The following is a 26869-nucleotide window of genomic DNA, read 5'->3' on the forward strand; positions in this document are numbered from 1 at the left end:
GCTACCGCCCCCGGCTTGTGGCGGGGGGGGCGGTTTCCCGGCGGGGGCGGATGTTTGGCCGCCGGCCGCCCGGGTGGGGGGGTTATTTCGGGGGGGGCGGGGGGCGTCAAGAGCCATCCGCGCGATTTTCCACAGGCTTTTGTCTTGCGCTCGCGCCGGGTTTCGGCCTTCTGTCGCCAGAGCTTACGGCAGAGCTGACGGGGGATCAGATGAAGAAACCGGCCTGGGTGGTGGACAAGGAACGTGCGAAACGGACCGAGGCGAAGGAAACCGTCTGGCTTTTCGGTCTGCACGCCGTGCGCGACGCGCTCATGAACCCGAAGCGCGAGAAACTGCGGCTGATCGTGACGAAGAACGCGCTCGACAAACTGGCGGATGCGGTGGCCGTGGCGGGAATTTCGCCCGAGATCGCCGATCCGCGCAAGTTCAGTGCGCCGATAGATCCGGGCTCGGTGCATCAGGGCGCGGCGCTTGAGGTGAAACCGCTGAACTGGGGACGGCTTGCCGATGTGGCGATCTCGGGGGCTGGGGGGCCGCTCATCGTGCTGCTCGACCGGGTGACCGATCCGCATAACGCGGGCGCGGTGCTGCGCTCGGCCGAGGTCTTCGGCGCGCGGGCGGTGATCGCGCCGCGCCACCATTCGGCGCCCGAGACCGGGGCGCTGGCGAAGACCGCCTCGGGCGCGCTGGAACGCCAGCCCTATCTGCGGGTCACAAACCTCGCCGATGCGATGAACGAGTTGCGCGACATGGGCTATGTGCTGATCGGCCTTGAAGGCGAGGCGGAACTGACGCTTGCGGGGGCGCTGACGCAAACGGCGGGGCGGCCGGTGGGGCTGGTGTTGGGCGCCGAGGGGCCGGGTCTGCGCGAGAAGACCCGCGAGACCTGCGATCTGATCGCCAGGATCCCGGCGGCGGGCGGCTTCGGCAGTCTCAACGTCTCGAATGCGGCGGCGGTGGCGCTTTACGCGGCTGCGACGCGATAGGACGGATCACGAATGCGCGACTCGCCCTTTAATCGCGGGGTAAGGTTTCTAAGTCACAGTCATGGGGCACGGGATCTGGAACCCCCGTCCTTATTTGCACTGTCCCTCGTTCCGCAACTGGCGCCCGTGCAATCTGCCCGGGCGCCTTTTTCTTATGACGTATCCGGCCGGAGGCCCTCATGAACGAAGACAGACTGATCCACGGGATTCTGACCGCGGCGAAAACGGTGGCGGTGGTCGGCTGGTCACCGAAGCCGGACCGGCCGAGCCATGGCGTCGCCGCCTTCCTTGCCGCGCGCGGCTACCGGGTGATCCCGGTCAATCCGGGTCAGGCGGGCCAACAGGCGCTCGGCGCCACGGTGCGGGCCTCGCTGGCCGAGGTGGCGCAGATGGATGGGACGGTCGATCTGGTGGATATCTTCCGCCGGTCGGAAGAGGCGGGCGCCGTGGTGGACGAGGCGATCGCCATCGGCGCGAAGGCGGTCTGGATGCAACTCGGCGTGATCGACGAGGCGGCGGCCGCGCGGGCGCGCGAAGCCGGGCTCGACGTGGTGATGAACCGCTGCCCGGCGATCGAGATTCCCCGGCTGGGGCTCTGAACCCGGCCGGGCAGGGGGCTGCTCGCCCCCTCGGCCCTGACGGGCCTCACCCCCGGGGTATTTGGATCAAGGTGAAAGTGACTTTCGTCTTACCGTGAACCTTCCGGCCGGAGGCGCAGCCTGACCAGAGGCGGGCGGGCGTTCGGCGCGGCGGTCTGGCGCCTTTCTTTTTGGCTTAACCGCTCCCGCCGGAGGCCAGAGGGGGGCGCCCGGCAAGCAAGGTTCGTCGCTTCCCGGGAAGGAACTGATCATTCATCCTGACCCAAATACCCCCGCCGGAGGCATCCGCCAGCGGCCACAGGCGCGCGGTCAGCCGCGGGCGGCTTTCTCGGCGATCCCCGACGTGCCCTCGCGGCGCTCCAGTTCCGCCAGCACCTCGGCGAGGCTTACATCGCGCGCGGCAAGCATCACCAGCAGATGGTAGAGCACATCGGCGGCTTCCGAAGTCAGCCGGGCGCGGTCGCCCTTCACCGCTTCGATGATCGCCTCGACGGCTTCCTCGCCGAATTTCCCGGCGCATTTCTCCGGGCCTTTCGACAGCAGTTTCGCGGTCCAGGAGCTGTCGGGATCGGCGCCGCGCCGTGCCTCGATGGTTGCGGCCAGACGGTCGAGCGCGTTCATGCGAGCCTCATCGGGATACCGGCCCTGGCCATATGCGATTTGGCCTCGGCGATGGTGAAGGTGCCGAAATGGAAGATCGAGGCCGCCAGCACCGCCGAGGCGCCGCCTTTGGTGATGCCCTCGACCAGATGGTCCAGCGTGCCCGCGCCGCCCGAGGCGATCACCGGGACCGGCACCGCGTCCGAGATGGCGCGGGTCAGCGCCAGGTTGTAGCCGTCTTTGGTGCCGTCGCGGTCCATCGAGGTCAGGAGGATCTCGCCCGCGCCCTTCGCGGCCACGGTGCGCGCGAATTCGACCGCGTCGATGCCGGTCGGCTTGCGTCCGCCATGGGTGAAGATCTCCCACCGGCCCGGCGCGACGGTCTTGGCGTCGATCGCCACCACAATGCACTGGCTGCCGAAACGGTCGGCGGCCTCGGCCACCACATCGGGATTCGCCACCGCGGCGGAGTTGAAGCTGACCTTGTCGGCCCCCGCAAGCAGCAGGGCGCGCACGTCCTGATGGCTGCGCACGCCGCCGCCCACCGTCAGCGGAACGTAGATCTGTTCGGCGGTGCGGGTGACCAGATCGAACATCGTGCCGCGGTTTTCGTGGGTGGCGTGGATGTCGAGGAAGCAGATCTCGTCGGCCCCGGCGCGATCATAAGCCCTGGCGACCCCGACCGGATCGCCGGCATCCACGAGGTTCACGAAGTTCACGCCCTTGACCACGCGGCCGTCGGCCACGTCGAGACAGGGGATCAGGCGGTTCTTCAGCATTCCGGTTCCCTCTGGCGGGCGGAGAAGGGGGGCGCCGCCCCCCGTCCCCTGTGGGGACTCCCCCCGGGATATTTAAGGACAGAAAATGATCAGGCGAGCGCGCGCAAGGCTTTCGTCAGGTCGATGGCGCCGTCGTAGAGCGCGCGGCCCGAGATGGCGCCGGCGATCACGCCGGTCTCTTTCAGCGCGGTGAGGTCTTCCATCCGGCTGACGCCGCCGGAGGCGATCACCGGGATCGAGACCGCGCGGGCCAGCGCGGCGGTGGCCTCGATATTGGGGCCGGCCATGGCGCCGTCGCGGTCGATGTCGGTGTAGATGAGAGCGGCGACGCCTGCATCCTCGAAGCTGCGGGCGAGGTCGGTCGCCTGGACATCGGTTTCCTCGGCCCAGCCCCGTGTTGCGACGCGGCCCTTGCGGGCGTCGATCCCGACCGCGATCCTGCCGGGGAAGGCGCGGGCGGCCTCGCGCACGAGATCCGGGTTCTCGACCGCCACCGTGCCGAGGATCACCCGGGCGAGGCCCTTCTCCAGCCACATCGCGATGGTCGCCATGTCGCGGATGCCGCCGCCGAGCTGGGCGGGGACGCGCAGGCGGGCGAGGATCGCCTCGACCGCCGGGGCATTGACCGGCCGCCCGGCGAAGGCCCCGTTCAGATCGACCAGATGCAGCCATTCGCAGCCGGCGGATTCGAATTTCAAAGCCTGGGCGGCGGGGTCGTCGCCGAAGACGGTGGCGGCCGACATCTCTCCGCGCAACAGGCGCACGCACTGGCCGTCTTTCAGGTCGATGGCGGGGTAGAGGATCATCGCGGGCTCCGGCTTTTGCTGGTTTGCCCTTTGGCACGGCGGGGCCGTAAAGGAAAGCCCCGGGGGCGGTGCGGCGCGACCCGACGTCACGCTTGATCGGCGCGGGGTGCGGGGCAAGGATCGGGAAGGCGGGCTCTTGAGGAGGAGGAAACCGATGAGGACATTCGCGCTGGCGGCGGTGCTGGCCGTCTTTGGAACGGCGGCGCTGGCGGCCGATCCGGTCGAGGGGATCTGGAAGACCAGACCCGACGACAACGGCAATTTCGGCCATGTGCAGATCAGACCCTGCGGCGATCTGTTCTGCGGCACGCTGATCCGGGCCTTCGACGGTTCGGGGAAGGAGATCGCCTCCGACAACATCGGCAAGCGCATCGTCTGGGACATGCGCGCCTATGGCGGCGGCAGCTATGACGACGGCAAGGTCTGGTCGCCCGACCGGAACAAGACCTACAATTCCGAGATGGAACTGAGCGGCAACAGCCTGACGGTGAAGGGCTGCGTTTGGGGGATCTGCCGCGACGGCGGCGCCTGGATGCGGGTGAAATAATCCCGGCGGGAGGGATGATGCGGGCAGACGCGATCCTGGAGACGGCGCTCTACGCCGAAGACCTTGCGGCCGCCGAGGCGTTCTATGGCGGCCTTCTGGGGCTGGAGGTGGTGTTGCGCCAGCCCGGGCGGCATGTGTTCTTTCGGGCCGGGCCGGTGATCCTTCTGGTCTTCGATCCGCGGGCGACGAGTGAGACCGACCCCGGCGCCCGCCTGCCGGTGCCGCCGCACGGGGCGCGCGGCCCGGGCCATATCTGCTTTGCCGCCAGCCGCGACGAGATCGCGCGCTGGCGCGAAGTCTTCAGCGGCAAGGGCATTGCGATCGACGCCGAATTCGACTGGCCGGGCGGGGCGCGCTCGCTCTACATCCGCGATCCGGCCGGCAATTCGGTGGAATTCGCCGAGCCGCGGCTGTGGGAGGGCTGAGGCTCAGGGCCGCCAGGTCAGGAAATTGGCGATCAGCCGCAGCCCGGTCTGCGCCGATTTCTCGGGGTGGAACTGGGTGCCGAGGATATTGTCGCGCCCGACGATGGCGGTGACCGGCCCGGCGTAATCCACCCGGGCCAGCAGATGCGCGGGGTCGGTGACCCGGAACTGCCAGGAATGCACGAAATAGGCGTGATCGCCGCTTTCGATCCCCGCGAGCACCGGATGCGGATGGGTGATCTCCAGATCGTTCCAGCCCATATGCGGCACTTTCAGCGCCGGATCCGCGGGGGCGATGCGCACGACCTCGCCCGGGATCCAGCCGAAGCCCGGGGTTTCCTCATACTCAAACCCGCGGCTCGCCAGCATCTGCATGCCGATGCAGATGCCGAGGAAGGGGCGGGCGCGGGCACTCACCGCCTCGGTGATCGCCTCGGAGAGGCCGGGAACGGCCGAGAGCGCGCGGCGGCAGGACGGGAAGGCGCCGTCGCCGGGCAGCACGATCCGCTCGGCGCGGGCCACATCCTCGGGGCGGGCGCTGACGATCACCTCGCCCGCGCCGGTCTCGGCCGCCATGCGCTGGAAGGCTTTCTCGGCCGAATGCAGATTGCCGCTGTCGTAATCGACGAGGACGGTGAGGCTCATGGCCGCGCTCCGGTGGGGGGCAAGAATTTTTGAAAATTCTTGCAAATTTCTTTGAAGAAATTTGCGCCGCTCACAGCGCACCCTTGGTCGAGGGGAGGACGCCTTCCATCCGCGGATCGGGCTCGACCGCTTCGCGCAGGGCGCGCGCCACAGCCTTGAACGTGGCTTCGGCGATATGGTGGCTGTTGATCCCGTGGATGCGGTCGACATGCAGGGTGATGCCGCCATGGGTGGCGAGCGCCTGGAAGAACTCGCGCACGAGTTCGGTGTCGAATGTGCCGATCTTCGCGGTGGGGAAATCGACGTTCCACACGAGGTAAGGCCTGGCCGAGAGGTCGAGCGCGGCGGCCACCTGGGCGTCGTCCATCGCGAGGCGGAAATGGCCGTAGCGCCGGATGCCCTTCTTGTCGCCGAGCGCGCGCACCAGCGCCTGGCCGATGGCGATGCCGGTGTCCTCGACCGTATGGTGATCGTCGACATGCAGATCGCCGCTGGCGCGGACCTTGAGGTCGATCATCGAATGGCGCGCAAGCTGGTCGAGCATATGGTCGAAAAACCCGACCCCGGTGCGGCAATCGTAGCGGCCGCTGCCGTCGAGGTTCAGTTCCACCTCGATTCCGGTTTCCGCGGTCTTGCGGCTCAGGCTGGCTTTACGCATCGGGTCTGCCTCCGGCTGTTGCGGCCGGATTACCCGCCCGGCCCGCCTGCGGCAAGAGCCGAAACACCGGGGCGGCAATGCAAAAGGGCGCCCGTAAAGGCGCCCTCTGGCTGACCGGACTGGAGCGGGCGATGAGATTCGAACTCACGACCCTAACCTTGGCAAGGTTATGCTCTACCCCTGAGCTACGCCCGCGCCCCTTCCGGTGACGGCGGATTTAGTCGAGCCGCCCGCAGGCCGCAAGAGGGAAAAACGCTGCATGGCGAAGTTTTGCGGCGCGGGGGCGGAGGCGGGCTTTCCCCGGGGCCGCCCGTCCGGGCGGCGGGACTTTGCCGGCGGGGAAGAAAGACGGGAACCCCGGCGCCGCTGCGCGGTTTGTTCGTCATGCCGGGGCGCGGCGGCGGCGGGGAATATCCGCCGCCGCGCCCCGGCCAAACCGGACCGCAAATCCGTAAAAGGAGTGACCAGTGGTGAACAGCGACCAGATTGCCGGCAAGTGGAAGCAGCTCAAGGGTGAGGCCAAGATCGCCTGGGGCAAGCTGACCGACGACGAACTCGACAAGGCCGAGGGCCATGCCGAAAAGCTCGCCGGTCTGATCCAGGAGCGCTACGGCAAAACGCGCGAAGAGGCCGAAACCGAAGTGAGACGCTTTTTCGACGACCGCGCCTGAGGCGCGCCCCCGACGTTCAAGGATGCAGGAACAACGGGGAAGGGGGAGCCATCGGCTCCCCCTTTTCGTTGCGGGCGGGCAGGGGGGCGGATCAGCGGCGGATCCGTGCCCGCGAAAAGCCGGGGTTCCGCGGGCGTGCCCCCCGACAGCGGAATTATCCCGCCTGCCGGGGAAAAGCCCCCGGAAGGCCCCCGGTTCCGGGCGTCCCGCAGGCCGGGCTCTTGCCTCCGATGCCCGAGCCCGGGGGCCGCTTGAAAGGAAGCGGGCGGGTTTCGATTCCTGCCGCCGGGGGAAAGATCGCCTGGCGCAGCGCCTTCGCCGATTGCCGCACGGCGCGCGATTTCGCCCCCACTGCCGGGCCGGAGCGGTCTTTCCGGTTCCGGCGGCGCCGGATTTCGCGGCAGATACCGGCCCCGATATCGGCGCGAGGCGCCTTTCGCGGGCGCTGTCAGGCAGAAGGCGCCATGCCGCCCGCCGGGGAGCAAAGCGGTCAGGCGCCGTCTTTGCGGAGAGGCCGGAGATATCCCCGGCCCCGCCGCCTCACTTCCGCACCGCTCAGTCCAGTTCGATCAGCAGATCCTTGGCCTCGATCTGGCTGCCGGCGTGGACATGCACCGCTTTGACCACCGCCTCGCGGTCGGCATGCAGGCCGGTTTCCATCTTCATCGCCTCGATGGTCAGCATGAGATCGCCCGCGCGCACCTTCTGCCCCACGCTCACCGCCACCCCGGCGACCGAGCCGGGCATCGGCGCGCCGATATGGGCGGGGTTGCCGTCCTGGGCCTTCGGCCGTGCCGCGGTCTTGGCCTTCACCGCGCGGTTCGCCACCCGGATGGTGCGGGGCTGGCCGTTCAGCTCGAAGAACACCTTCACCTCGCCGGCGTCGTCGACCTCGCCGAGGGTCTGGAAGCGGATCTCCAGCGTCTTGCCGGGGTCGATCTCGACCTCGATCTCCTGGCCCGGCTCCATCCCGTAGAAGAAGGCCCGCGTCGGCAGGGTGCGCACCGGGCCGTAGATCCGGTGGCGGCCCATGTAATCGAGGAAGACCTTCGGATACATCAGATATCCGTTCAGATCCTCGTCGTCGATCTTCAGCCCGCCCAGTTCCTTCGACAGTTTCGTGCGGGTTTCCTCCAGATCGACCGAGGGAAGGCTCTTGCCGGGGCGCTCGGTCAGCGGCTTCTCGCCCTTGAGCACCTTTTTCAGGATGCCCTGGGGCCAGCCGCCGAAGGGCTGGCCGAGATTGCCCTTCAGCATGTCCACCACCGAATCGGGGAAGGCCACATCCACCGCCGGATCCTCGACCTGATCGCGGCTCAGGCCCTGGGCCACCATCATCAGCGCCATGTCGCCCACCACCTTGGAGGACGGCGTGACCTTGACGATATCGCCGAACATGCGGTTGGCGTCGGCATAGGCCTGGGCGACCTCGGGCCAGCGCTCTTCCAGCCCCAGGCTGCGGGCCTGGGCCTTGAGGTTGGTGAACTGGCCCCCGGGCATCTCATGCAGCCAGACCTCGGAGGCCGGGGCCTGGAGGCCCGATTCGAAGGCGGCATATTGCGCGCGGACATGTTCCCAGTAGTTCGACATCTCGCGCACGGCGGAAATGTCGATGCCGGTGTCGCGCTCGGTGTTGCGCAGGGCCTCGACGATCGAGCCGAGGCAGGGCTGCGAGGTGCCGCCCGAGAAAGCGTCCATCGCCGCATCCACCGCGTCGACCCCGGCGTCGCAGGCGGCAAGCACGGTGGCCGCCGCGGCGCCGCTCGTGTCATGGGTGTGGAAATGCACCGGCAGGCCGATCTCCTGCTTGAGCGCCTTTATCAGCACCCGGGCGGACGAGGGTTTCAGCAGCCCCGCCATGTCTTTCAGCCCCAGCACATGGGCGCCTGCGGATTTCAGCTCCTTCGCGCGGTCGAGGTAGTATTTCAGATCGTATTTCGAGCGGCCTGGATCCAGCATGTCGCCGGTGTAGCAGATCGTGCCCTCGCAGAGCTTGTCCGCCTCCAGCACCGCATCCATGGCGACGCGCATGTTCTCGACCCAGTTGAGGCTGTCGAACACCCGGAACACGTCCACCCCGGTCTTCGCGGCCTGAGCGACGAAGGCGCGCACCACATTGTCGGGGTAATTGGTATAGCCGACGCCGTTCGAGGCGCGCAGCAGCATCTGAGTCATCAGGTTAGGCATCGCCGCGCGCAGGTCGCGCAGTCGCTGCCAGGGACATTCCTGCAAGAAACGATAGGCCACGTCGAACGTGGCGCCGCCCCAGCATTCCACGCTGAAAAGCTGCGGCAGGTTGGCGGCATAGGCGGGCGCGGCATGGATCATGTCGATACTGCGCATCCGGGTCGCGAGCAGCGACTGATGGCCGTCGCGCATGGTGGTGTCGGTCAGCAGCACCCGGGTCTGCGCCTTCATCCAGTCGGCCACCGCCTGCGGCCCTTTCTGCTCCAGCAGGTTGCGGGTGCCGTAGGCGGGTTCGGCGCGCATCGCCGGAGGCTTCGGCGGCTTCGCCTCGGCGGGCGGGCGCGGACGGCCGGCGGTCTCGGGATGCCCGTTCACGGTGATGTCGGCCAGATAGGTCAGGATCTTGGTCGCCCGGTCCTGACGCTTCTTGAAGCGGAACAGTTCGGGCGTGGTGTCGATGAATTTGGTCGTATAGCTGTCATCGAGGAAGGTCGGGTGTTTCAGCAGGTTGATGACGAATTCGATATTCGTCGCGACGCCCCGGATGCGGAACTCGCGCAGCGCCCGGTCCATCCGGGCGATGGCCTTCTCGGGCGTCTGCGCATGGGCGGTGACCTTCACGAGGAGCGAATCGTAATAGCGGGTGATCACGCCCCCGGCGTAAGCCGTGCCGCCGTCCAGCCGGATGCCGTTGCCGGTCGCCGAGCGATAGGCGGTCAGGCGGCCGTAATCGGGGATGAAATTGTTCAGCGGGTCTTCGGTCGTCACCCGGCATTGCAGCGCATGGCCGTTCAGCTTCACGTCTTCCTGCCGCGCGACGCCGGTGGCTTCCGCGAGGCTCTTGCCCTCCTCGATCAGGATCTGGGCCTGAACGATGTCGATCCCGGTCACTTCCTCGGTGACGGTATGCTCGACCTGAACGCGGGGATTGACCTCGATGAAGTAGAATTCCTGACTGTCCATATCCATCAGGAATTCGACGGTGCCGGCGCATTCGTAATTCACATGTTTACAGATGCGGCGGGCCATTTCGCAGACCGCTTCGCGCTGTTCCTGTGACAGGTAGGGCGCGGGCGCGCGTTCGACCACCTTCTGGTTGCGGCGCTGCACGGTGCAGTCGCGCTCCCACAGGTGCCAGACATTGCCCTCCTTGTCGCCGAGGATCTGCACCTCGACGTGGCGGGCGCGCTGGATCATCTTTTCCAGATAGCCCTCGCCGTTGCCGAAAGCGGCCTCGGCCTCGCGCCGGCCCTCGCGGACTTTGGTTTCAAGCTCTTCCTCCGAGAGGATCGGCCGCATCCCGCGCCCGCCGCCGCCCCAGGAGGCTTTCAGCATCAGCGGATAGCCGACTTCCGCCGCCTCGCGCCGGATCGCGTCCATGTCGTCGCCCAGCACTTCGGTGGCCGGGATCACCGGCACGCCCGCCTCGATCGCCACCCGCCGCGCGCTGGCCTTGTCGCCAAGCGCGCGCATGGTTTCCGAGCGCGGGCCGATGAAGGTGATTCCCGCCGCCTCGCAGGCTTCGACGAAATCGGGGTTCTCCGAGAGAAGCCCGTAGCCCGGGTGAATCGCATCGGCGCCGGACATGCGGGCGACCCGGATGATCTCGGGGATGCTCAGATAAGCGCCGACCGGGCTCATCCCCTCGCCGATCAGATAGGCCTCGTCCGCCTTGAAACGGTGCAGCGAGAGCTTGTCCTCTTCGGCATAGACGGCGACCGTCTTCTTGCCCATCTCATTGGCGGCGCGCATCACCCGGATGGCGATCTCGCCCCGGTTGGCGACAAGGATCTTGCGAAATTCGGGCATGGCTTGACGTCCCCGTGAGTGTTTTTCTGGGGCGCACTCTATGGGCGCCGCATTGCAGCGCAAGGCGGAACACGGCATAAACTGCAAAGTTTGCGAAATATGCAGCCAGGATTTCGCCAGGTTTGCGAATCCGCCGCCGGGCTGCGGAGGCAGGAACATTCCTTGAACATATGCCCATTGCGCGCTAGGTTCCGGTCATGAACAGCCAGGATGAAAACGACGCTTTCGAGGCTGCGGCCAGCCTGCCGCCCGCTTCGCTCTCCGCCCGCGCGCTGGCGGCGCGGCCGATGCCTTATCTCGACGGGCTGAACCCCGCGCAGCTTGAGGCGGTGATGACGCTCGATGGTCCGGTCCTCATGCTGGCGGGTGCGGGAACCGGCAAGACCCGGGCGCTGACGGCGCGGATCGTGCATCTGATGGCCGAGCGGCGGGCGCGCGCGAACGAGATCCTCGCGGTGACCTTCACCAACAAGGCCGCGCGCGAGATGAAGGACCGCGTGGCGCGGATGATGGGCCATGCGGCGCATGCGCAGGATACCGGCATGCCCTGGATGGGCACATTCCATTCGCTGAGCGTGAAGATCCTGCGCCGCCATGCCGAACTGGTCGGGCTGAAGCCGAATTTCACCATCCTCGACACCGACGACCAGCTGCGGCTTTTGAAGCAACTGATCGCGGCGGAGAACATCGACGACAAGCGCTGGCCGGCGCGGATGCTGGCGGGGTTCATCGACCACTGGAAGAACCGCGCCTGGACGCCCGGGAAGGTGCCGTCTTCCGAGGCGGGCGCCTACAACAACCGCGGCACCGAGCTTTACGCGCAATATCAGGAGCGGCTGCGCAGCCTGAACGCCGTCGATTTCGGCGATCTGCTGCTGCATTGCGTGACGATCTTTCGCGCGCATGGGGATGTGCTGGCGCAGTATCAGCGCTGGTTTCGCTATATCCTGGTCGACGAATACCAGGACACCAATGTCGCGCAATATCTCTGGCTGCGGCTGCTGGCGCAGGGCCATCAGAACATCTGCTGTGTCGGCGACGACGATCAGTCGATCTACGGCTGGCGCGGCGCCGAGGTCGGCAACATCCTGAAATTCGAGAAGGACTTCCCAGGCGCCAGAGTGATCCGGCTGGAGCAGAACTACCGTTCGACCCCGCATATCCTCGCCGCCGCCTCGGGCGTGATCGCGGCCAATGCGGCGCGGCTCGGCAAGACGCTCTGGACCGAGGCCGAGGAGGGCGAGAAGGTCCGCCTGATCGGCCATTGGGACGGCGAGGAGGAGGCGCGCTGGATCGGCGAAGAGATCGAGGCGATCAGCCGCGGCACCAGGGGCTGGGATCCGGTCGGGCTGAACCGCCAGGCGATCCTCGTGCGCGCCAGCCACCAGATGCGCGCCTTCGAGGACCGTTTCCTGACCATCGGCCTGCCGTATCGGGTGATCGGCGGCCCGCGCTTCTACGAGCGCCAGGAGATCCGCGACGCCATGGCCTATTTCCGCCTCGCGGTTTCGCCCGACGACGATCTGGCCTTCGAGCGGGTGGTGAACACGCCCAAACGCGGCCTTGGCGATAAGGCGGTGCAGCGGATCCAGACCGAGGCGCGCGCGGTGGGGATGAGCCTTCTGGAAGGCGCGCGCAGCCTGCTGGCGGGCGGCGGCCTCACCGGCAAGGGCGCGGGGCAGTTGCGGCAGTTCGTCGAGGGGGTGGACCGCTGGCATGGCGCGGTGGCGCAGACCCGGCCCGCACCGGCCGAGGCCGTCATCGAGCCGATGTTCCCCGACACGCCGGCCGCGAACGACCTGAGCCATGTCCGCCTCGCCGAGGTGATCCTGGAGGAATCGGGCTATGTCTCGATGTGGCAGAACGACAAGACGCCCGAGGCCGAGGGGCGGCTGGAAAACCTCAAGGAACTGGTGAAGGCGCTGGAACAGTTCGACAGCCTGCAAGGCTTCCTCGAACATGTCTCGCTGGTGATGGAGAACGACAGCGAGGATGCGGCCGAGAAGGTCTCGATCATGACGTTGCACGCGGCGAAGGGGCTGGAGTTTCCGGTGGTCTTCCTGCCGGGATGGGAGGACGGGCTGTTCCCCAGCCAGCGCAGCATCGACGAAAGCGGGCTGAAGGGGATCGAGGAAGAGCGGCGGCTGGCCTATGTCGGCATCACCCGGGCCGAAGTGCTCTGCACGATCTCCTTCGCGTCGAACCGCCGGGTCTATGGTCAGTGGCAGAGCCAGCTTCCCTCGCGTTTCATTGACGAGCTGCCGGTGGCGCATGTAGATGTGCTGACCTCGCCCGGGCTGATGGGCGGCGGCTATGGCGCGGCGGCGCCGGCGGGATTCGGTGGGGGATTCGGGGGGGGCTTCGGCTCGGGCATCGAGGAACGCGCGACGAAGGCCGATGTCTACAATTCCCCCGGCTGGCGGCGGCTTCAGGACCGTCAGGCCGCGCGGCCCGCGCCGAAACCCCGGCCGCAGACCATCGATATCGCAGCCGACGGCGCCTGGACGGTGGGCGACCGGGTTTTCCATGTGAAATTCGGCTATGGCCACATCACCGGGATCGAGGGCGACAAGCTCGACATCCGGTTTGAGAAGGCGGGCGAGAAGAAGATCGTCTCGCGTTTCGTGATGCCCGCGGATGTTCCGTTCTGACCCGCCGCCGGACAGGGGCGCGCAAGAATTTTCGAAAATTCTTGCAAATTTCTTCGAAGAAATTTGCGGCTCACGCTTTGCGGGCGGCGCGCTCCATCGCGTAAAGCGCCAGGCCCGCGGCAAGGCCCCAGAACGCGGCGCCGATCCCCAGAAGCGCCACGCCTGAGGCGGTGACAGCGAGGGTCATCACCGCGGCGAATCTTTGCGGCGGGGCGGCGGTGGCCGCGGTCAGCGCGCCCGTCAGCGGACCGAGCAGCGCCAGCGCCACCAGCGCCGCCATCACCTCGGCGGGCAAGGCCGCGAGAATCCGCAGGATCAGCGGCCCGGTCAGGCCAAGGACGACCCAGACCGCGGCATAGACCACGCCGACCTTCCAGCGCTCGGCGCGGTCGGTATGCACCTCCGGCCCCAGACAGATCGCCGCGGTGATCGCGGCCATGGAAATCCCATGCGCGCCGAACAGGCCGCTCAGCGCCGAAAGCCCCCCCGTCACCCCGAGCGCGCTGTTCACGGGCGGCTCGTATCCGGCGGCGCGCATCACCGCGAAACCGGGCAGGTTCTGCGAGGCCATCGTCACCAGATAAAGCGGCAGGCCGAGGCCGATCAGCACGCCGGGCGAAATTTCCGGCGCGATGAAGACAAGTCCGGGCAGCGGCAGCGCAAGCCCCGGCCAGGTCGCCGCCCCGGGGCCGAAGGCCAGCGCCAGACCCGCCGCCAGCGCGGCCAGCACCGCCATCGGCGCATTCGCCAGCCGCACCAGCGCGAAGACCGCGACCATCGGCAGCACCATCAGCGGCGCAACGCCGGCCGCCGCCATGCCCCTGAGGCAAAAGGGTAAAAGCACCCCCGCCAGCATGCCGGCGGCGATCGCGTCGGGGATCATCGCGATCAGCCGGCCGAGCGGCCGGATCACCCCGGTCAGCGCGACCAGCAGCCCCGCCAGCACGAAGGCGCCGACCGCCTGCGCCATGCTCACGCCCTCGGATGCGGCGATCAGCGCGGCGCCGGGGGTGGACCAGGCCAGCACCACCGGCACCCGGTGACGCAGGGACAGGAACAGCGAGCCCGCCGCCTTGGCGAGGCAGATCGCCAGCAGCCAGCTTGCGGTCTGCGCCTCACTCGCGCCCACGGCTGCGGCCGCGGCGAGCAGGATGGCGATGCTTGATCCATAGCCGACCAGCGCCGCCACCAGGGCGGCCGAGACAAGAGAGATACGCATGAGACCCGCCCGCAATCCTTGCGCGCTCCGGCCTAAGCGGCGGCGTGGCGAAAGGCAAGCGGCGGGAGGGGGAGGAGGGCGGCGGTCCCGAGGGAGGAGGAGAGGGACCGCCGCAGATCCGGTGGCGCAAGGGAGGAGGAGCGCGCCGCCGAAGCGAATGGGCCCGAGCGGCCCGATGGAATGCGCGGCGACCCCGAGGGAGGAGGAGAGGGGGCGCCGCGCGGTCCGGCGGCCCAGGGGAGGAGGAGAGGGCCGCCGAAGATCTGCCCCGCAAGGGGGCGGTATATGATGCGGCGGCCCGAGGGAGGAGGAAGGGCCGCCGCGGATCCGATGGCCCGAGGGAGGAGGAGAGGGCCGCCGAATTTCCGGTGGGGCCGTCTGGCCCCGGTATATGTGCGGCGCCGCCAGGGAGGAGGAGGGCGGCGCCGCTTTCGCTTCGGGCTCAGGGAGGAGGAGAGAGCCCGTGCAGAAACTTATTTGCCGTAAGCCGCTTCGCGGGCGACTTCGGAGATCATCGAACGGTTCAGCCCCAGGTCGCTCAGATCGCGCTCGGACAGCGAATTCAGCTCGTTCACGGTCTGCACGTAGAGGCGGCGGCGGGCGAGCGCGCCACGCAGCGCGGCGAGGATGTCTGCTGCCAGCGAGGGGCGGGCCATCACGGCGCGGGAGGTGTTCACATAAGCCATGTGCTCGGTCTTTCCTGCGGGACGGGTATGTCCCTTCTTGTTGTCGCTAACATGCGTCTCTTTCTGCGGTTGCACAACAGATGCCTCGGCAATGCTGCCATGCAGCATCCGCATGACTCTTTTCATCCTTTTGTCATCCTGGCATTCGCTTTGCCGCTTTCCCGGGCAGTGCGAAAACGTGCGCCCTTGCCCTTTCGGGAAAAACTGCCGACTCTCGGGCCCCAGACATCGCCCAGGGTTTCGGAGAACGCCAAATGACAGCCACACGCGAACAGGTGACAGAGGTTCTGGCCCGGATCGCCCTGCCCGATGGCGGCGATCTGATCTCGCGCGATCTGATTCGCGCGCTTTCGGTCGACGGGGGCGTGGTGCGCTTCGTGATCGAGGCGGCAACCCCCGATCAGGCCCGCGCGCTGGCGCCGGTCCAGGCCGCGGCCGAGGCGGCGCTGAAGACGCTGCCGGGCATCACCTCGGTCCAGGCGGTGATGACGGCGCATGGCCCGGCCCCGAAGGCGCCGCCGCAGGTGATCCGCTCCTCTGGCGGGGCAGAGCCGCCGCCCAGCCTGAAGATCGGCGGCCATCCGACGCCGCAGCCGGGCGGGCCGCAGAAACTGTCGGGGATCGACCGGATCATCGCCATCGGCTCGGGCAAGGGCGGCGTGGGGAAATCCACCGTCTCGTCGAACCTTGCCGTCGCGCTGGCGCGGCAGGGGCGGCGGGTCGGGCTGCTGGATGCCGATATCTACGGGCCGAGCCAGGCGCGGATGATGGGGGTGACGAAACGGCCCTCCAGCATCGACGGCAAGATCATCGAGCCGTTGCAGGCCCATGGCGTCACCATGATGTCGATGGGGCTCTTGCTGAAAGAGGGCGAGGCGGTGGTCTGGCGCGGCCCGATGCTGATGGGGGCGCTGCAACAACTGCTGACCCAGGTGGCCTGGGGCCAGCTCGACGTGCTGCTGGTGGATCTGCCGCCCGGCACCGGCGATGTGCAGCTTTCGCTGGCGCAGCGCGCGCATCTGACCGGGGCGATCCTCGTCTCGACGCCGCAGGATGTGGCGCTGCTCGATGCGATGAAGGCGCTCGACATGTTCGTGAAGCTGAAAACCCCGGTGCTGGGGCTGATCGAGAACATGTCCTCTTACATCTGCCCGAATTGCGGCCATGAGGCGCATATCTTCGGCCATGGCGGGGTGGCGGCCGAGGCGGAACGGCTGGGCCTGCCCTTCCTGGGTGAGTTGCCGCTGGCGCTGGAAGTGCGCCAGTCCGGCGACAGCGGCACCCCGATCGCCGCCGGAGAGGGGCCGCATGCCGAGGCCTATGCCCGGCTGGCGCATCGTCTGATCGCGGGCGGCATGGCCTGACACCACCGCGCTTCGCGTCCTCAACCCCGTCCGCGCATCCCGCGGGCGGGGTTTTGCTTTGCCCGGATGGGATCGCATGGGAAACCGCCTGCGCGAATCACGGATCCCGGGATTTCATGGAATCGAGCGGGCAAAACACCCGGTTCCGCCCGGAGCGGAGGAGGGAATCGCGGATTTCGCACGGCGATCATAGGCTTCCGGGCCGCTGTTGAAGAAAATTTTCCGATCTTCCGGGATAAGATGGGCCGGGATGGTTTTCGCTATATATTGGAGATCACACGGCTGTGATCCCATAGATATTGTTTTGTGAGCCGGGAAGAACGCCACCATATGCTGTTTTCCGGCAGCACCCCGGACAAGATATTGCCATCCCTCTCCAACATTTCCCTTGCCAGACCATGAAATCCCAGGCATCACTGGTGCCACGGAAGATGAGACGGGCAAACAAAACGTCAGGGGCGGACCAAGACCCCGAACAAAGGCGAAAAAAGGCAGCTTCATACAGGCAGCCCCTTTCATCCGACGACAGAGATCCGGCGCGCGAGCGAGCAGACATCTCCCCCAGGTGGCGCGCGTAGCTGGACGCCCAGCGATGGGACAGCGGCGGATCGGACAGTGGCAGCAGTCCGATCCGCCCTTTTCATTTCCGGGACCAAAAAAAACCGAAACGGGGGAAACGAGGGAAGGCCGCAGGGTCAGATGGCTGAGGCATTCAGAGGCGAATTCTGCCAGAAGGTAGATGCAAAGGCGCGGGTCTCGATCCCGGCGCCTTTCCGCCGTGTGCTGGAAGCCGGCGACGGCGGCCCCGGTTCCTCGCGCCCCCGGGTGGTGATGGTCTACGGCGGCGGCGCGCGGCAGTTCGTCGAATGCTATTCCGTCGCCCAGATGGCCGAGCTGGAAGAACGCATCCGCAAAATCGCCCCCGGCACCCCGCAAAGGAAGGCGCTGGAACGCAATTACATCACCCTGTCGCAGACGGTCGAAGTCGATGACGACGGCCGCATCGTGCTGCCCGCGAAGGTGCGCGAGAAGATCGGCATGAGCGAGGCGGGCGAGGCGGTGTTCGCCGGTGCGCTCGACACGTTCCAGATCTGGCGCGCCGAAGCCTATGATGCCGAGATGGCGGCCCAGGAAGAGATCGACCTCGACCTGCCCGAGGGGGCGGATCTGCTCTCGCTGTTGCCGCATGACGGGGCGTGAGCGTGGGCCCCGCCGCACCGCATATCCCGGTGCTTCTGAAACCGCTGATCGCGGCCTGCGCGCCGGTTGAGGGGTACTGGATCGACGGCACTTTCGGGGCCGGCGGCTATGCCCGGGGCCTGATCGAAGCCGGGGCCGGGCGGGTGCTGGGGATCGACCGCGATCCGCTGGCGCACCGGATGGCGCAATCCTGGATCGGCGAATACGGCGGGCGGATCGCTCTGGCGCAGGGCACGTTCTCGCAGCTTGATGACCTTGCAGGCGAGCCCGCCGACGGCGTGGTGCTGGATCTGGGCGTATCCTCGATGCAGCTCGACCAGGCCGAGCGCGGGTTTTCCTTCCAGAAGGACGGCCCGCTCGACATGCGGATGAGCCAGGACGGCCCTTCCGCCGCCGATCTGGTCAACACCGCCTCGGAAGAAGAGATCGCCGACATCCTGTACCACTACGGCGAGGAACGCGCCTCGCGCCGCATCGCCCGCGCCATCGTGGCGGCCCGCACCGCAGAGCCGATCGCCACCACCTTGCGGCTGGCCGAGATCGTCGCGCGCCAGCTTCCGCGCCCGAAACCGCATGAAAGCCACCCCGCGACCCGCAGCTTCCAGGCGCTCCGCATCGCGGTGAACGCCGAATTCGACGAGTTGATCCAGGGGCTGGCGGCGGCCGAGCGCATCCTGAAACCCGGCGGGCGGCTGGCGGTGGTGACCTTCCACAGCCTCGAAGACCGCATCGTCAAACGCTTCCTCCAGCAGGCCTCGGGCGCCGAGCCCGCCGCCAACCGCTATGCGCCCGCGCGCGCGGAAACTGCCGCCCGGTTCCGGCTGGTCTCGAAAAAGGCCATCGGCCCCGACGATGAGGAACTCGCGCAGAATCCCCGCTCGCGTTCTGCGAAGCTGCGGGTGGCGATCCGCACCGATGCCCCCCCCGAGGCCCCCGATCCGGTGGCCGCGGGCCTTCCCCGGTTCTCTGGCAAAGGACGCCGCTGACATGCGCCCCGTGCTTTATGTGCTCACCTTCCTTTCGGTCATCGCGCTCGGCTTCTGGGCTTACCGCGAGAATTACGCCACCCAGGCGAGTTTGCGCGAAGTGCGCGCGCTGCAACGCGAGATCGCCGATCTGCGCGAGGCGCTTTCGGTGCAAAAGGCCGAATGGGCCTGGCTGAACCGGCCCGAGCGGCTGCGCGAACTGGTCGGGCTGAATTTCGCGCGGGTGCCGCTGATGCCGATGGAGCCGGGGCAGTTCGGCGATGCGGCGGCCGTGGTTTACCCGGTGCCGGAAATCCCCGCCATCGAGGCGCCCGATATCCTGTCCGGCGACGCATTTTCCGGCATCGACGGTATCGTCGCCACCGCCGCCGGTGAAGAGGAGGGTCTCTGACATGCGCACGCCGCTTCGCCCGCTCGCCCGCGTTCTGCCTGCCCGCTCGCGCGGAGAGAACCCCGATCTGATCGAGCGCGAGAATCTGGAAAAACGCCATGAGGCGATCCGCGACAAGAACCAGCCGCGCGCCTCGGCCCGCCTCGGGCTGCTCGCGCTGGCCTTCGGCTGCGCCTATCTGACCATCGGGGTGCGGATGGGCCATCTGGCGGCCTCGGAACCTGTCGAGCCGGTGGCTTCGGCGCCTGGCGCCGAGATCGTCGCGCAGCGCGCCGACATCACCGACCGCAATGGCCGCATCCTCGCGACCAATATGACCACCTCGGCGCTGTATGCCCATCCGCGCGACATGGTCGATCCGAAAGGCTCGGCCAAACGGCTGGCCGAGATCTTCCCCGACCTCGACGCCGCGGCGCTGGAAAAGCGCTTCACCGACGGGCGCAGGTTCATGTGGGTGAGGAAGGTGCTCTCGCCCGAACAGATGCAGGCAGTGCATGAAATCGGCGATCCCGGCCTTCTGTTCGGCCCGCGCGAGATGCGGCTTTACCCGAACGGCACGCTCGCGGCCCATGTGCTGGGCGGCTATTCCTTCGGCGCCGAAGGGGTGCATTCCGCCGAGGTGATCGGCACCGCCGGGATCGAGAAGGCGCTCGACGCCCGGCTGCGCGACCCCGCCCGCGCCGGCGAGCCGCTGGAACTGTCGATCGACCTGACCGTCCAGGCCACGGTCGAGGAAGTGCTGGGCGCCGGCATCACCATGCTGAACGCTCGCGGCGGCGCCGCCATCGTCATGGATGTGCGCACCGGCGAGATCATCGCGCTGGCCTCGGCCCCGACTTTTGATCCGAACGACCGCCCGGTGCCGCTGGTCGGCAAGAATGACGAGCCCTCGGACAGCCCGCTCTTCAACCGCGCGGTGCAGGGGGTTTATGAGCTCGGCTCGGCCTTCAAGATCTTCGCCGCGGCGCAAGGCATGGAGCTTGGCCTCGTCGGTCCCGAAACCATGGTCGACGCCAATGCGCCGATGGTCTGGGGCAAGCACAAGATCAAGGAATTCCAGGGCAAGAACTACGGGCCCCTGCTGTCGGTGCGCGAGGTGATCGAGAAATCCTCGAACGTCGGCACCGCCCATATCGCGCTTATGATCGGGCCTCTGCGCCAGCAGGCCTTCCTGAAATCGCTGGGTTTCTTCGATCCGACCCCGGTCGAACTGGTCGAGGCCCCCGGCGCGAAACCGCTGATCCCGAAACGCTGGCCCGAGATCGTCACGATCACCACCTCTTACGGCCACGGGCTCTCGGCCAGCCCGATGCACCTTGCGGCGGCTTACGCCTCGATCGCCAACGGCGGCATCTACGTCAAGCCGACGCTGATCAAACAGCACGGCCCCGCCACCGGCGTGCGGGTGATGAGCGAGCGGGTGGCGAAGGAATCCGTTGCCATGCTGCGCGGCGTGGTGACCAAGGGCACCGCAAGCCTTGCCGAAGTGCCGGGCTATGAGGTGGCGGGCAAGACCGGCACCGCCGACAAGCCGAAGAAATCCGGCGGCTATTACAAGGACAAGGTGATCAATACCTTCGCCTCGGTCTTCCCGGCCTCGAACCCGCGCTATGTGGTGCTGGTCACGCTGGACGAGCCGGTCGATACCTCGGGCTCCGAGCCGAGACGCACCGCGGGCTGGACCTCCGTTCCGGTCGCGGCCGAGATGATCCGCCGCATCGCGCCCCTGATGGGGATCAGACCGGCGGTTGAACCCATCACCGGAACTGCGCTAACAGCCGCTGCAAACTAGGCGGGTCAGGCGAATGGCGGGCGGAAAACGGCTCTCGGAACTGGGTCTCAAGGCGCGGCAGGGGCGTGATCCCGTGCTGGCGGGGCTGACGGCGGACAGCCGGGCGGTGAAGCCCGGCTTCCTGTTCGCGGCGCTGCCGGGCAGCCAGCGCCACGGCGCCGATTTCATCGCCACGGCGATGGAGAAGGGCGCGACCGCCGTGCTGACCGATCCGGCGGGCGCGCTGCTTGCGACCGGGGCCATCGGCCTGTCGGATCTGGCGCTGGTGGTGGTCGACGATCCGCGCGAGGCCCTGGCCTATGCCGCCGCCCTGTGGTTCGGCGCCCAGCCCGCGGTGATGGCGGCGGTGACCGGCACCAACGGCAAGACCTCCGTGGCCAGCTTCACCCGCCAGATCTGGCAGCAGCTCGGCGAGACCGCGATCAACATCGGCACCACCGGGGTCGAGGGCGACTGGAACGCGCCCTCCTCGCATACCACCCCCGATCCGGTGACGCTGCAAAAGCTGCTGGCCGAGGCCGCGGCGGCGGGCGTCACCCATGCCGCGATGGAGGCCTCCTCGCACGGGCTCGACCAGCGGCGGCTGGAAGGGGTGCGCCTGAAGGCGGCGGCGTTCACCAACCTGACCCAGGACCATCTCGACTATCACGGCACGATGGAAGCCTATTTCGAGGCCAAGGCCGGGCTCTTCACCCGGCTTCTGCCCGAAGACGGCGTGGCGGTGGTCAATCTCGACGGCGCCATGGGGCCGGAAATGGCGCGGCTCGCCGCCGGGCGCGGCCTGCCGGTGATGACGGTGGGGCAGGGTGCCACTGCGACGAAGCCCGACCTTCTGATCGCCGGGATCCGCCCCGACGCCACCGGCCAGGAGGTGCGCTTCCTCTGGCAGGGCCAGCCGTTCCAGACCCGGCTCGGTCTGACCGGCGGCTTCCAAGCCGGGAATGTGGCGCTCGCCGCCGGGCTCGCCATCGCCTGCGGCGCGGCGCCCGCGGCGGTGATGGCCACGCTGCCGCGCCTTTCCGGCGTGCGCGGTCGGATGCAACTGGCAGCCACGCGGAAGAACGGCGCCGCGGTCTATGTCGATTACGCCCATACGCCCGACGCCATCGCCACCGCGCTGCGCGCTTTGCGCCCGCATGTGATGGGGCGGCTGATCGTGGTCTTCGGCGCGGGCGGCGACCGCGACCGCGCAAAACGCCCGCTGATGGGCCAGGCCGCGCGCGAGAACGCCGACATCCTCTACGTCACCGACGACAACCCGCGCTCGGAAGACCCGGCTGCGATCCGCGCCGCCATCCTCGCCGCCTGCTCTGATGCGAACGAGGTCGGCGACCGCGCCGAGGCGATCCTGCGCGCGGTCGATGCGCTGCAACCCGGCGATGCGGCTCTGATCGCGGGCAAGGGCCACGAGACCGGCCAGATCATCAGGGGCGACGTCTTCCCCTTCGACGATGTGGAACAGGCCTCGGTCGCCGTCGCCGCCCTCGACGGAGTGATCTGATGCCCCGCCCCATGCCTTTCATCCTGATCCAAATACCCCCGGGGGGAGGCGCAGCTTTGCTGCGCCGCGGGGGGCAGGCAGCCCCCCGTGCCGACGGAGGCCGCCGATGACCCCGCTCTGGACCTCGCATGACGCCGCCACTGCCACCGGCGGCCGCCCGACCCGCGACTGGCAGGCGGCTGGCGTCTCGATCGACACCCGCACGATCCGCTCCGGCGATCTGTTCGTGGCCCTCTCCGCCGCCCGCGACGGCCATGATTTCGTGGGGCAGGCGCTGGAAAAGGGCGCGGCCGCCGCGCTCGTCTCGCGCATCCCCGAGGGGCTCGCCTCTGATGCGCCGCTCCTGATCGTCGACGATGTGCTGACCGCGCTCGAAGCCCTCGGACGGTCGGCGCGGGCGCGCACGAAAGCCCGCGTCGTCGCGGTGACCGGCTCGGTCGGCAAGACCTCGACCAAAGAGATGCTGCGCGCCATGCTCTCGGGCCAGGGCGCCACCCATGCCTCTGATGCCAGCTACAACAACCACTGGGGCGTGCCGCTGACACTCGCGCGGATGCCCGCCGCCACCGATTACGCGGTGATCGAGATCGGCATGTCGAACCCCGGCGAGATCGCGCCGCTCGCCCGCCTCGCCCGCCCGCATGTGGCGATGATCACCACCGTCGGCGCGGCGCATATGGCGGCGTTCGGTTCACTCTCCGGCATCGCCCGCGAGAAGGGCGCGATCTTTGAGGGGCTGGAGCCCGAAGGCGCCGCCGTGGTGAACGTCGACCTCGAAACCACCGGAATCCTTACCGGATGCGCGCGCGCCGCTGGCGCGAAGATCATCGGTTTCGGCGAATCTCCCGCCGCCGACTGGCGGCTGTCCGAGACCCGCACCCTGGATGAGACCACCGTGGTCCGCGCCAGCCATGGCGATCAGCAGATCCTGTTCAAGGTCGCCTCGCCCGGGCGCCATTTCGCGCAGAACGCGCTTGGCGCGCTGGCGGCGGTGGCGGCGCTCGGCGCCGATCCGGTGATGGCGGCGCATGATCTGGGCCGTTGGGCGCCGCCCTCGGGCCGCGGCACCCGCGAGCGCATCCTGCTCGACGTGGTGGAGGAAACCTTCTTCGACCTGATCGACGACGCGTTCAACGCCAACCCGACCTCGATGGCGGCCAGCCTCGACGTGCTGATCCACGCCAAACCCGTCGACGGCATCGGCAGCCTCGGCGCCGGGCGGCGGATCGCCATCCTCGGCGACATGCTGGAGCTTGGCGAGGACGAACTGGCGCTGCATGCGGCGATCGCGAAGCACCCCGGGCTGAAGGCCGTCGCGCCGATCCATTGCGTCGGGCCGCGCATGCGCGCGCTGCATCAGGCGCTGCCCCTTGCGCAGCGCGGCGAATGGGTGGAAACCGCCGCCGAACTGGCCACCCGCGCCCGCGCGCTGATGGATCCGGGCGACATTTTGCTGGTCAAAGGCTCGAAAGGCTCGAAAGTCAGCCTCGTGGCCGAGGCCCTGCGCCGTCTGGGCCAGCCCGCCGCGAAAACCGAAGGAACCGAGTGAATGCTTTACTGGCTTACCGAATTTTCCGACGGCGGCGACATCTTCAACCTGTTTCGCTACATCACCTTCCGCGCGGGCATGGCCTTCCTCACCGCGCTGGTGTTCGGCTTCCTGTTCGGCCGCCCGCTGATCGAGCTTCTGCGCCGCAAGCAAGGCAAGGGCCAGCCGATCCGCGACGACGGGCCGCAGACCCATTTCGCCAAGGCCGGCACGCCGACGATGGGGGGCCTGCTGATCCTCTCGGCGCTGACCTTTTCGACGCTGGTCTGGGCGCGGCTCGACAATCCCTATGTCTGGATCGTGCTTCTGGTCACGCTCGCCTTCGGGCTGATCGGCTTCGCCGACGATTACGCCAAGGTCTCGAAGCAGAACACCCGGGGCGTGTCGTCGAAGGTCCGCTTCCTCCTCGGCCTGCTGATCGCCGGGCTTGCGGTCTATGCGGCGGCGCGGTTCCATCCGGGGCCGCTGACCAACCAGCTGGCCTTTCCGTTCTTCAAGGACGCGCTGCTGAATCTGGGGATCTTCTTCGTGCCCTTCGGCATGATCGTGATCGTGGGCGCGGCGAATGCGGTCAACCTGACCGACGGGCTCGACGGGCTGGCGATCATGCCGGTGATGATCGCCGCCGCCACCTTCGGGGTGATCTCCTATGTCGTCGGCTCGGCCAATATCGCCAATTATCTCGGCGTCCATTCGGTGCCGGGCACGGCGGAGCTGATCGTCTTCGCCTCGGCGCTGATCGGCGGCGGGCTCGGGTTTCTGTGGTATAACGCGCCCCCGGCGGCGGTGTTCATGGGCGACACCGGCAGCCTTGCTCTGGGCGGCGCGCTTGGCGCGATGGCGGTCTGCATCAAGCACGAGATCGTGCTGGCGATCGTCGGCGGCCTTTTCGTGGTCGAGGCGATGTCGGTGATCATCCAGGTGCTGTATTACAAGCGCACGAAGAAGCGCATCTTCCTGATGGCGCCGATCCACCACCATTTCGAGAAGAAGGGCTGGGCCGAGCCGCAGATCGTGATCCGGTTCTGGATCATCTCGCTGATCCTCGCGATGATCGGGCTGGCCACGCTGAAAGTGCGCTGAGGTCCCATGAAAAACCCCGCCGGTGGCGGGGTTTTTCGTTCAGCGCCGCGCCGAGAGGCCTATTCCGCGCCGATACATTCGGCGGTGGCGATCACCGCGTCGCGGGTGCCGGCCAGATCCAGCCTTGCCACTTCGCCCGCGTCGTTCGACAGCGACAGCGTGTTCTTCAGCGCCAGATCCGAGAGGAATTCCTCGTTTTCGATCATCACCAGGATCCCGCCCGCCTCGCCGGTGTTCAGGCCATGGCCATCGGCTGTCCAGGTCTGCTCGTCCAGCGTGAAGGTCAGCGGATAGGTCTCGCCATCGGTGATGTCGGTCCAGTCGGCGTTGAACACCGCCATAAAGCTGGCGTCTTCCTCCAGATCGAAGCCGACCTGCACCAGCGTTCCGTCCTCGAAGGCCGAGGCCATGTAGCAGCCGCCGCCCATACCGGCGTCGCGCCAGATTTCCCAGCCGCCCGCCTCGCCGACCAGATCCTGCGCCTGTGCGGCGGAAAGCCCTGCCAGAAATGCGAGGCCGAAGGCGGCCATTGCGAATTTCATGCTCATCTCCCTGAGGTTTCAGGCAGAGACCTGGCACCGGCCCGGAATGGTTGCAAGTGATTTACAAGGTTAACTGTTTTCCGCCCGGCGCCGCGCCGCTTGCGGCCCGCGCAGCAAAAGGAAAGGGGCAGCCGCTGTCTGCGCTGCCCCTTTGGCCCCGGGCGCGGCCGAGGGAAGGCCGCCTCCCGGGCTGTCGGTGCCGTCGTCAGAATTTCATGACGTAGGAAACGCTGGCGACCAGCGGATCGACATTGACCTTGCCGATATTCGCGCCGTTCAGATAGACGTCGCTGTCGATGTCGATATAGCGCAGATCGGCCCGCACCGCGGCCTTTTCGCTGATCGCGTAATCGGCGCCGATGGTGGCGGCGAGGCCGAAGCTCTCCTTGATCTTCAACTCGCCGAGGATGGATTTCTCCTCGAAGAATTTGGTGTAGTTCACCCCCACGCCGACGAAGGGCGTCAGCGCGCCGCCGGTCGGGATGTGCCAGTTCACGCTGATGGTCGGCGGCAGATGTTTGGTCTCGCCGATCTCGCCCACGCCGTCGAGGCTGACCTTGTGCTTGAACGGCAGCGCGCCCAGCAGTTCGACGCCGATATTGTCGCGGATGAAATATTCCAGCGTGACGATGGGGCGCGCGTTCGAGCCGACGTCGGACTGCATCCCGGCCAGCAGGCCGTTGTTGTCCTTCGGCGCGACATAGCCGATGCCGAAGCCGAGGGTCAGGCTGCCGGCCTCCTGCGCGAGGGCGGGCGTGGCGAGGCAGCCGGCGGCAAGAAGCGAAGCGATCAGGTGTTTCATGGTCGATACTCTCAGGTTATCCGAACCCGTTCTGCGCCCGGTAACGCCGCGGAAACTTTGACCTGTATCAACCGGAGCCCGGCCGGGGGTGCGGCATAATGACCGGGGCGACGCCCGCCGCCGCGCCCGCCCGCGCCGATCGCAGGGGCGGGGCTCCGGCGGCAGGCGCCCGTCTGCGCCGCCTTGCCGCGCGACCTCGGGGGGCTGGACCCGGGCGGCAGCCAGGGCGGGGCCCGCCCGTTCTCTCTCGGGCCAGCCGCCGCGATCCCGCTTCCTTCGCGATGGCGGGCAGAGCGGGTCGGCGACAGCGGCGTGGACGGGCGGCATTCTCTCTCGCCCCCTCGGCCGGTAAAGCCAGCCCCTTCCGCTTCGCGGCCGGCTCGCCTATCGG

Annotated in this window: 25 protein-coding genes and 1 tRNA gene; 14 read left to right on the forward strand and 12 right to left on the reverse strand. The window is 67.8% G+C overall.

Going from position 1 to position 26869, the window contains the following annotated elements:
* The first annotated feature begins 209 nt into the window (after window positions 1–209).
* Both rlmB and XINFAN_RS18740 read left to right on the forward strand, forming a co-directional pair.
* Window positions 210–986, forward strand: a complete 777-nt coding sequence (gene rlmB, locus XINFAN_RS18735; RefSeq protein ID WP_124088390.1) for a 23S rRNA (guanosine(2251)-2'-O)-methyltransferase RlmB — start codon at window positions 210–212, stop codon at window positions 984–986.
* Window positions 987–1165: 179 nt separating this feature from the next.
* Window positions 1166–1585, forward strand: coding sequence for a CoA-binding protein (locus XINFAN_RS18740; protein ID WP_124088391.1), 420 nt, complete (start codon window positions 1166–1168; stop codon window positions 1583–1585).
* Window positions 1586–1894: 309 nt separating this feature from the next.
* Here the strand turns inward: XINFAN_RS18740 and XINFAN_RS18745 are convergent, their stop codons facing one another.
* From XINFAN_RS18745 to hisA, 3 genes are all read right to left on the reverse strand, one after another.
* Window positions 1895–2206, reverse strand: coding sequence for a phosphoribosyl-ATP diphosphatase (locus XINFAN_RS18745; protein ID WP_124088392.1), 312 nt, complete (start codon window positions 2204–2206; stop codon window positions 1895–1897).
* The gene (hisF, locus tag XINFAN_RS18750) at window positions 2203–2964 is read right to left on the reverse strand and encodes an imidazole glycerol phosphate synthase subunit HisF (protein WP_124088393.1); all 762 of its coding nucleotides are present in this window, start codon (window positions 2962–2964) and stop codon (window positions 2203–2205) included. The genes XINFAN_RS18745 and hisF overlap by 4 nt, the downstream gene beginning before the upstream one ends.
* An 89-nt stretch (window positions 2965–3053) precedes the next feature.
* Window positions 3054–3770: a 1-(5-phosphoribosyl)-5-[(5-phosphoribosylamino)methylideneamino]imidazole-4-carboxamide isomerase gene (gene hisA / locus XINFAN_RS18755; protein WP_124088394.1), complete on the reverse strand. Its 717-nt coding sequence runs from the start codon at window positions 3768–3770 to the stop codon at window positions 3054–3056.
* Between the two features lie 154 nt (window positions 3771–3924).
* Between hisA and XINFAN_RS18760 the strand changes: the two genes are divergently transcribed.
* Complete coding sequence (locus XINFAN_RS18760; RefSeq protein WP_124088395.1) at window positions 3925–4317, forward strand: DUF2147 domain-containing protein; 393 nt, start codon at window positions 3925–3927, stop codon at window positions 4315–4317.
* A gap of 14 nt (window positions 4318–4331) precedes the next feature.
* On the forward strand, window positions 4332–4742 hold the full coding sequence (locus XINFAN_RS18765) for a VOC family protein (RefSeq protein ID WP_199286466.1): 411 nt from the start codon (window positions 4332–4334) through the stop codon (window positions 4740–4742).
* Between the two features lie 3 nt (window positions 4743–4745).
* Here XINFAN_RS18765 and hisH read toward each other — a convergent pair whose 3' ends face one another.
* From hisH to XINFAN_RS18780, 3 genes are all read right to left on the reverse strand, one after another.
* On the reverse strand, window positions 4746–5387 hold the full coding sequence (hisH, locus tag XINFAN_RS18770; protein ID WP_124088396.1) for an imidazole glycerol phosphate synthase subunit HisH: 642 nt from the start codon (window positions 5385–5387) through the stop codon (window positions 4746–4748).
* 70 nt (window positions 5388–5457) lie between these two features.
* Window positions 5458–6045, reverse strand: a complete 588-nt coding sequence (gene hisB / locus XINFAN_RS18775; protein ID WP_124088397.1) for an imidazoleglycerol-phosphate dehydratase HisB — start codon at window positions 6043–6045, stop codon at window positions 5458–5460.
* Window positions 6046–6165: 120 nt separating this feature from the next.
* A tRNA-Gly gene (locus tag XINFAN_RS18780) sits at window positions 6166–6240 on the reverse strand.
* Window positions 6241–6515: 275 nt separating this feature from the next.
* Between XINFAN_RS18780 and XINFAN_RS18785 the strand changes: the two genes are divergently transcribed.
* Window positions 6516–6716, forward strand: coding sequence for a CsbD family protein (locus tag XINFAN_RS18785; protein WP_124088411.1), 201 nt, complete (start codon window positions 6516–6518; stop codon window positions 6714–6716).
* A 555-nt stretch (window positions 6717–7271) separates the two neighbouring features.
* Here XINFAN_RS18785 and XINFAN_RS18790 read toward each other — a convergent pair.
* A complete protein-coding gene (locus XINFAN_RS18790) occupies window positions 7272–10712 on the reverse strand; it encodes a pyruvate carboxylase (RefSeq protein WP_124088398.1) in 3441 nt (1146 codons plus the stop codon).
* A gap of 197 nt (window positions 10713–10909) precedes the next feature.
* On the opposite strand from XINFAN_RS18790, the gene XINFAN_RS18795 reads away from it, so the two are divergent.
* Entirely contained in the window at window positions 10910–13363 is a 2454-nt protein-coding gene (locus tag XINFAN_RS18795) for an ATP-dependent helicase (RefSeq protein ID WP_124088399.1), read from the forward strand.
* Window positions 13364–13433: 70 nt separating this feature from the next.
* Here XINFAN_RS18795 and XINFAN_RS18800 read toward each other — a convergent pair whose 3' ends face one another.
* Both XINFAN_RS18800 and XINFAN_RS22540 read right to left on the reverse strand, forming a co-directional pair.
* Window positions 13434–14582 (reverse strand): benzoate/H(+) symporter BenE family transporter, encoded by a 1149-nt coding sequence (locus tag XINFAN_RS18800; RefSeq protein ID WP_124088400.1) that lies wholly within the window; start codon window positions 14580–14582, stop codon window positions 13434–13436.
* A gap of 473 nt (window positions 14583–15055) precedes the next feature.
* Complete coding sequence (locus XINFAN_RS22540) at window positions 15056–15382, reverse strand: DUF1127 domain-containing protein (protein ID WP_354002143.1); 327 nt, start codon at window positions 15380–15382, stop codon at window positions 15056–15058.
* 140 nt (window positions 15383–15522) lie between these two features.
* Here XINFAN_RS22540 and XINFAN_RS18810 point away from each other — a divergent pair, with 140 nt between their 5' ends.
* Window positions 15523–16632, forward strand: coding sequence for an Mrp/NBP35 family ATP-binding protein (locus XINFAN_RS18810; RefSeq protein WP_124088401.1), 1110 nt, complete (start codon window positions 15523–15525; stop codon window positions 16630–16632).
* Window positions 16633–16746: 114 nt separating this feature from the next.
* Here the strand turns inward: XINFAN_RS18810 and XINFAN_RS22030 are convergent, their stop codons facing one another.
* Window positions 16747–17133: a hypothetical protein gene (locus XINFAN_RS22030; RefSeq protein WP_199286467.1), complete on the reverse strand. Its 387-nt coding sequence runs from the start codon at window positions 17131–17133 to the stop codon at window positions 16747–16749.
* Window positions 17134–17331: 198 nt separating this feature from the next.
* Here XINFAN_RS22030 and mraZ point away from each other — a divergent pair, with 198 nt between their 5' ends.
* The 7 genes from mraZ to mraY all read left to right on the forward strand — a co-directional run bounded on the left by mraZ (window position 17332) and on the right by mraY (window position 25134).
* Entirely contained in the window at window positions 17332–17832 is a 501-nt protein-coding gene (gene mraZ, locus XINFAN_RS18815; RefSeq protein WP_124088402.1) for a division/cell wall cluster transcriptional repressor MraZ, read from the forward strand.
* Window positions 17829–18818: a 16S rRNA (cytosine(1402)-N(4))-methyltransferase RsmH gene (rsmH, locus tag XINFAN_RS18820; RefSeq protein ID WP_124088403.1), complete on the forward strand. Its 990-nt coding sequence runs from the start codon at window positions 17829–17831 to the stop codon at window positions 18816–18818. Before mraZ ends, rsmH begins: the two co-directional genes overlap by 4 nt.
* Before the next feature lies 1 nt (window position 18819).
* Window positions 18820–19209 carry a cell division protein FtsL gene (ftsL, locus tag XINFAN_RS18825; protein WP_233352376.1) on the forward strand — a complete coding sequence of 130 codons (390 nt, stop codon included), beginning with the start codon at window positions 18820–18822 and terminating at the stop codon, window positions 19207–19209.
* A 1-nt stretch (window position 19210) separates the two neighbouring features.
* Window positions 19211–21001, forward strand: a complete 1791-nt coding sequence (locus XINFAN_RS18830) for a peptidoglycan D,D-transpeptidase FtsI family protein (protein ID WP_124088404.1) — start codon at window positions 19211–19213, stop codon at window positions 20999–21001.
* Window positions 21002–21014: 13 nt separating this feature from the next.
* Window positions 21015–22502, forward strand: a complete 1488-nt coding sequence (locus XINFAN_RS18835) for a UDP-N-acetylmuramoyl-L-alanyl-D-glutamate--2,6-diaminopimelate ligase (protein ID WP_124088405.1) — start codon at window positions 21015–21017, stop codon at window positions 22500–22502.
* 106 nt (window positions 22503–22608) lie between these two features.
* Window positions 22609–24051: a UDP-N-acetylmuramoyl-tripeptide--D-alanyl-D-alanine ligase gene (locus XINFAN_RS18840; protein ID WP_124088406.1), complete on the forward strand. Its 1443-nt coding sequence runs from the start codon at window positions 22609–22611 to the stop codon at window positions 24049–24051.
* The gene (gene mraY, locus XINFAN_RS18845) at window positions 24052–25134 is read left to right on the forward strand and encodes a phospho-N-acetylmuramoyl-pentapeptide-transferase (RefSeq protein ID WP_124088407.1); all 1083 of its coding nucleotides are present in this window, start codon (window positions 24052–24054) and stop codon (window positions 25132–25134) included.
* A 59-nt stretch (window positions 25135–25193) separates the two neighbouring features.
* Here mraY and XINFAN_RS18850 read toward each other — a convergent pair whose 3' ends face one another.
* A complete protein-coding gene (locus tag XINFAN_RS18850) occupies window positions 25194–25676 on the reverse strand; it encodes a hypothetical protein (RefSeq protein ID WP_124088408.1) in 483 nt (160 codons plus the stop codon).
* 205 nt (window positions 25677–25881) lie between these two features.
* A complete protein-coding gene (locus tag XINFAN_RS18855; protein WP_124088409.1) occupies window positions 25882–26478 on the reverse strand; it encodes an OmpW/AlkL family protein in 597 nt (198 codons plus the stop codon).
* Between the last annotated feature and the right edge of the window lie 391 nt (window positions 26479–26869).

The sequence above is a fragment of the Pseudogemmobacter humi genome, assembly GCF_900609055.1.
In the GTDB taxonomy this organism is placed as follows: domain Bacteria; phylum Pseudomonadota; class Alphaproteobacteria; order Rhodobacterales; family Rhodobacteraceae; genus Pseudogemmobacter; species Pseudogemmobacter humi.